The organism is Pseudarthrobacter adonitolis (assembly GCF_055412845.1).
The window spans coordinates 1-2,023 of the sequence record NZ_JBVAYW010000050.1; the positions used below are offsets into that span (position 1 = coordinate 1).

1 protein-coding gene is annotated in these 2,023 nt (G+C 63.2%); it reads left to right on the forward strand.

The window, feature by feature from the left end:
* The first annotated feature begins 1,702 nt into the window (after positions 1 to 1,702).
* Complete coding sequence (locus ACZYZ4_RS19425) at positions 1,703 to 1,876, forward strand: hypothetical protein (protein ID WP_463863411.1); 174 nt, start codon at positions 1,703 to 1,705, stop codon at positions 1,874 to 1,876.
* Positions 1,877 to 2,023: the final 147 nt, after the last annotated feature.

The window sequence follows — 2,023 nt, forward strand, 5'->3', positions numbered from 1 at the left end:
TTGGCCGCCCGCGGTAACCAGCTCTTCGCTGTTCCCCTCGCGGCGACTTAGAAAACAATACACCCACCCAACCCCCACCGCAAATCCACCCCCACAAGGGGCCCTAACCCCGCCGGATCCGCGTGGTAGCGCGGAATCTGAGGGGCCTACCAGGGTCCCGATGCAATATTCGGCCAGAATGGACTTCTGTCGGCTGGATCACATCGAGCGGGGATCCGTCCGCCGGCCTATACGACCAAGGCCGTGGTTGGGAACATGCGCACTGCCGTCTATTGCCAAGTGCGTGGATGCCAGCACGTGCTGCGTGCAAGTTCGGACGGACCGCTGTCAACGCCGTCTGCGGCGTGAGTGGAGACCTGGATGCTCCCTGCCAGTAGGCAGTGCCCGACAGTGACGACACGTGCGGCTGGACGCTGACTGCGCGAAAGACCGTGATGGCCGCACCGGCGCTGCTTAGGTCGCGCCAGGACGGACTGCCCGGCACCCAATGGGGATCCATTCGTCGTACCGCGAACCGGTCAGTGCCGCCGCATCGTTCAGGGCCCACTGAGGCGGCCTGCTCCAGGACTACCAGGGAGGGACTCGATATTTCCCGAAATCCTAAATCCCTCTTGGGACGAGTCTCTTGGAGGCGGTCAGCGTGTAGCGGCTGAGCCGGCGGCCGGGCTGCCTGGCGCTGGCGATGATTTCCCTAACGGTGAGGACCTTCCTCGGGCTCATCCAGCCTTGCGAGGGCTTGTGGAGCGCGTATCCGCCGCCGATGGTTACAGCCGCATGCTGCGCCAAGCCGCCAGGGGAGCGCCAGACGAGTACGGTACCAGGGTCGCTGTCTCTTCCGCCTGGGACAGCCGCCGCGGCAAGCCAGTCCTCGAAAGGCTCCTGGAGCATCCACGTTTCTGCAGCTGCCGATCGCCCAGCCGCCGCCATTACTGTCCCGAAGCAGTTCGGGCCGCTGCCCAAGGGAAAAGTGCCCGCCAATGCCCTCGCTCCCGGCAGTGCGGCCCGCGTACTAGCCCAGAGGCTCTCCGGGACCTCGGAATGCCTGCTGTGTCGCCGGCCGAAGCGAAGGTATGCGCCGAGGATCAGTTCCTCGTTTCCCTGCAGCAACGAGGGCCACCAGACAAAGCGATGACCGTCAGCTTGCCTGGATACCCGTTCCCGCAAATTGGCCGGCGCACTTCGAACGGAGGGAATGACCTCCCGCCCGAGCCTGATCTGATTGCGCACAAGCTCCGACCGCACTGTGCGCCCCAGATCGTTGAACTCTTCTTCGCCTAGGAGGACGCAGACCAGCTCGCCCGGAAGAGTGTAGATTTCGAAAGTATCCCTGAGTTCAGCTGGGAGTCGTCCACGCAACGGTGCTGCACCTATGGTGCTAGCCGTGTCCTTCGCGACGAGGAACGGCTGGTGCACGGGTGCGAACCATGTCGCTTGCCGGGCCGCCAGCTCTGGTCCTATTTCGATTCCAAGTGAGAGCACCGGTAGTTTCCCTCCGCGCGCCATAATGGTCGCGATCAACGTCGCCGAGCAAACCATTGCTCCAGACATTCTATGATCCGTCGGACGCCATTGGCGCACACGGGCAGGAGTGGGGTGCGACTTGGCCCGCACGCCCAGCGGAGGCCTCTCAGGCGGAAAGCAGCGCTACGGCCTAAGGACACCGCCGACTCGCGGAATAGTGCTGACGGAGACGACAGGCCCTGTGCAGATCGACGTTCCGCGGGACCCGGAAGGCCCGTTCAAACCGAAGATCGTCGCCAATCACCCGCACCGGCTGACCGCCGTTGTGGTGACTTTCTCGCTCGACACCCTGGCCCGCAACGGACTCGAACGCGGACATGAAGCCGATCTACACGCATGCAACATTGGAGCGTGAGGTGCGGGAGTGTGTCGAAATTCACTGTCAACGTGTGTGGTGGTTAAAGTGGGAGAGCCTCCAAACTGGTGTTTGGAGGCTCTCTACCGTTTTTAATGATGTTCCGGCGGTGACCTACTCTCCCACACCCTCCCGGGTGCAGTACCA